The sequence below is a fragment of the Rhodococcus sp. NPDC059968 genome (assembly GCF_042738615.1).
In the GTDB taxonomy this organism is placed as follows: domain Bacteria; phylum Actinomycetota; class Actinomycetes; order Mycobacteriales; family Mycobacteriaceae; genus Rhodococcus_F.
Genome location: NZ_JBHWUE010000225.1, coordinates 1 through 3,445 on the forward strand (window position 1 = coordinate 1; position 3,445 = coordinate 3,445).

The 3,445-nt window shown below is 62.8% G+C and carries 3 protein-coding genes; 2 read left to right on the forward strand and 1 reads right to left on the reverse strand.

Going from position 1 to position 3,445, the window contains the following annotated elements; translation table 11 throughout:
- On the forward strand, nucleotides 1-411 hold a 411-nt coding region (locus ACFWAY_RS53210), incomplete at its 5' end, for a transposase (RefSeq protein WP_378516462.1).
- A 304-nt stretch (nucleotides 412-715) separates the two neighbouring features.
- On the opposite strand, the gene ACFWAY_RS53215 is transcribed toward ACFWAY_RS53210, so the two are convergent.
- Nucleotides 716-2,032, reverse strand: coding sequence for a DUF222 domain-containing protein (locus ACFWAY_RS53215; protein WP_378516463.1), 1,317 nt, complete (start codon nucleotides 2,030-2,032; stop codon nucleotides 716-718).
- Nucleotides 2,033-2,889: 857 nt separating this feature from the next.
- Here ACFWAY_RS53215 and ACFWAY_RS53220 point away from each other — a divergent pair.
- Entirely contained in the window at nucleotides 2,890-3,396 is a 507-nt protein-coding gene (locus ACFWAY_RS53220; protein WP_378516464.1) for a TIGR00730 family Rossman fold protein, read from the forward strand.
- The last annotated feature ends 49 nt before the right edge of the window (nucleotides 3,397-3,445 follow it).

The following is a 3,445-nucleotide window of genomic DNA, read 5'->3' on the forward strand; positions in this document are numbered from 1 at the left end:
GTGTGGCGGTTCCACGCCTTCTTCACCACCACCGACCCCGACGAGGTCGGTACCGTCGCCGCCGACAAGACCCACCGTCAGCACGCCGTCATCGAGCAGGTGCACGCGGACCTGAAGAACTCCGCACTCGCCCATCTGCCGTCGAACTCGTTTTCGGCGAACGCCGCCTGGCTCGTCTGCGCGGTGATGGCATTCAATCTCACCCGTGCCGCCGGCACCCTCACGGCTGACCCGAAGCTGACGAAAGCGACCACCGGCACCCTCCGCCGCACCATTGTGTCGGTCCCCGCGCGCATCGCCTCTTCGGCCCGACGGTTGACGCTGCACCTACCGACCGACTGGCCGTGGGAAACAGCGTGGCACACCTTGTTCGACAGAACATTCGGCCGCAATCACCCGATCATCGTCTAACACCCGCGACACCTGCCCGCCCTCGACGCGAAAGCCTCAGTGGAACAACCCGACACGCAGGTCGGACGATCACCCACGCCCGTAACCTCCTCGCTGCCGCACAACGAAACTCAGCACGAATACATCAGTCGATCGGTGGATCTAGGCTTAGACGCCCTCGGTATCGCTCAACGAGCCTGTCTAGAGAAGTCCACCGCGGCAACAATTCCCACAGATGAGACGGGCAGACCTGCTACGACGACATGCCGGCTCGGCAACAGGAATCGTCCAGTTGCAGAGTCGGCAACGTGCGTGATGCGTCGGGTCAGGACGCTCGCGGCCGAGCCCGGTTGTGCGCCGGTATCGGCTTCCGTTCCCAGTCAACCTGCCGCGGCGGGATGAACGTGGGGTGCCGGTCGGCTCCCATTTCCATTTCCCAGTCACTGTGGTGGAGCAGTCGGTGGTGGAATCCGCAGAGCAGTACGAGGTTGCCCATGTCGGATGGCCCCCCGGCGGACCAGTGGATGATGTGGTGGCCCTCGCACCACGATGGCGGCGCACCACACCCGGGGAATGCGCATCCTCGATCTCTCGCCACCAACGCTTTTCGCTGCCTCTTGGTGACGGTTCGAGTCGAAATGCCGAGGTCGAGTGGCGCCCCGCTCTCGTCGAGCACGATCGGCGTGTAGATCGAATCGCAGCTGAGGAGCCGGGCTGCTTTGATACTCAGCGGCCCCATCCACTCGGTCCACGCCACCCCATCGACGGCGAAGAGCGACTCGTCAGTTGCGGAGGCATCGCGCTGTTCTCGCGCGCTGCAGTCGGCGTGCTCGGCGAGATCTTTCACGTTGACATGGAGTGAGACGTGTGGCCGTTCGCCGCCTTCTTCGCCGGCGATCCCGGAGTCGAGATAGCGGCGCAGGAGTTCGGTGAATCCGTCGGCCCGTCGCTGTCCGGGCGTGCGATTGTCTTTGGTTCCGTCCTGCGCGGGCCGCGGCTTGGAGAGTCCGGAAAGGGCCGAGAGCAGCATTTCGCCGGTAACGGCATCCAGGTCGCCTTTGACGGCGACGCGTCCGTTGAGTGTCTTGGAGGCGTGGAACTCGTTGAGTTCGGTGTCTTCGCTGGGCGGCGGGTCGTCGGATTCGAAGGCGCGTTCCAGTCGGGCGATGACGGCGCGCACTGCGTCCGTGTTGGCGGTGGGACCGGTTGCGGCGAACAGCAACGCATTTCGGCAGTCGTCCATCGCTTCGAGCGGCATGCCCTTGGGTGGTCGTTCGCAGAACTTCATGATCAGCGCTGCGTGATCCGCCGAAATGTTGGTGTCGTAGTACTCGTCCGCTATTTCCGGTTGGAAACGCAAACCTCGGCCCAACAGCACGATTCGCCCCGCCGCACCCACCTCGAGCAGTGTCTTGGAGGCCAGCCACATCTTGGCGTTCGGAAATCCCAGCACGTCGACCTTGCAGCGGTAGTCGACGGCACCGACGAGCCTGACGCGCAGGGCCTCGAGTCTCTGAATCTCTTCCGAGATGCGAACGACCGATTCGAGCAGCTCCGCCTCGGCCAGACGCCACGCATCACCGACCGCGGTCGCCAGAATCTCGTCCGACAACGCCCCCTGGATATCTCCCCCGAGCCCCATGTTTCAATCATAGTTCGAACACACTTTCGAGTCAATAGATTCGAACTGCCAGCATCGGGTCGCCGAGCAGGAAGAAGGCGCCGACCTCAGCATCGCGGCCGACGGCTGAGTGTGCTGGCGTCGGAGCCTCACCCGGGTGCGGGCGATCACCACACGCCGGTCCGCCGCGAATTCGCGCGTTCCAGGTCGCGGGGGAGCGTTCCGCGAACGTGGACTCATCGGATCAGGCCGGTACTGAGTTAGATAACGGACCCCAACGTAGGATGGTGGAGCCCGCACCGTCAGCTGAGCGCAACAGCCAACTGGGCTCGGTAGCCCCGCTCGTGGTTCCGGATCACCTCATCGACACCCGAGGATCGCATTCGTGTGCCGTCGGCCGTTTGACAAGCAGCAGAGCAGCACGACAGACCTTCTTGTGTGAAAGTGGCGTTCCGGCTATCGAGGTCCTGGATTCGCCGAGGCGAGTTCGAGCTGGCCAACCAAACACGTGCGTATCGAACACCTTTGCTGTGCAACATAATTCAAGACTGATCATGTTTCCCATTTAGGTACCGATAAACGCCATGAAAAGCGCCGACTCCGCACCGCCGGGACATGCCATCACCCAACTCGAGGCTCACCCTCGGCCAATATTGCGATCAGCAAGGGTCTCCTGCCGGACCACATCAACCTCCGGAGACGGCTGCCGATGGCCGGACTCACCGGCCTGATCGGAATGACCAATGGCGGACCACACGCACTTGCTCGACCGTGACGGCGCGCCCGGCCGCGACGATCAGGGCGCGTTCGCTATTGTCCCCCTTACACCTTCAGCATCGCGAATCGCTGGCCTCTTATCAGAACCTTATAGTTCAACAATGAACATTTGCGTCTTCCTCTCCTCCGCCGACCTCGACGAGCGCTATACCCGACCGGCTCGCGAGTTCGCAGAACTCATCGGAGAGGGCGGCCATACCCTGGTATGGGGCGGATCCGATACCGGGCTGATGAAGGTTGTCGCCGACGGAGTACGGGAGACGGGAGGGCGGCTCGTCGGGATCTCGGTCGACTTTCTCCGACACTTTGCACGGAAGGACGCCGACGAGATGGTGATCGCCAAAGATCTCGCCGAACGCAAGGCGCTGCTGCTCGCCAGAGCGGATGCCGTCGTGGTGATGGTCGGCGGCCTGGGCACGCTGGACGAGGCGACTGAGATCCTGGAGTTGAGGAAGCACGGACTGCTCGACAAACCGGTGGCGCTATTAGACACGGCGGGCTTCTACGACGGGTTGATACTCCAGCTCGAGCGGATGGAGGAAGAGGGGTTCTTGCCGGTGCCCCTAGTCCGAAGTTACTGCTATGAGAACGAGCGAACCCCCGGTTGAGCTGGGGGTTCGTTGTTTTCGGTTGTGGTTGTTCTGGCTACCTGACCGT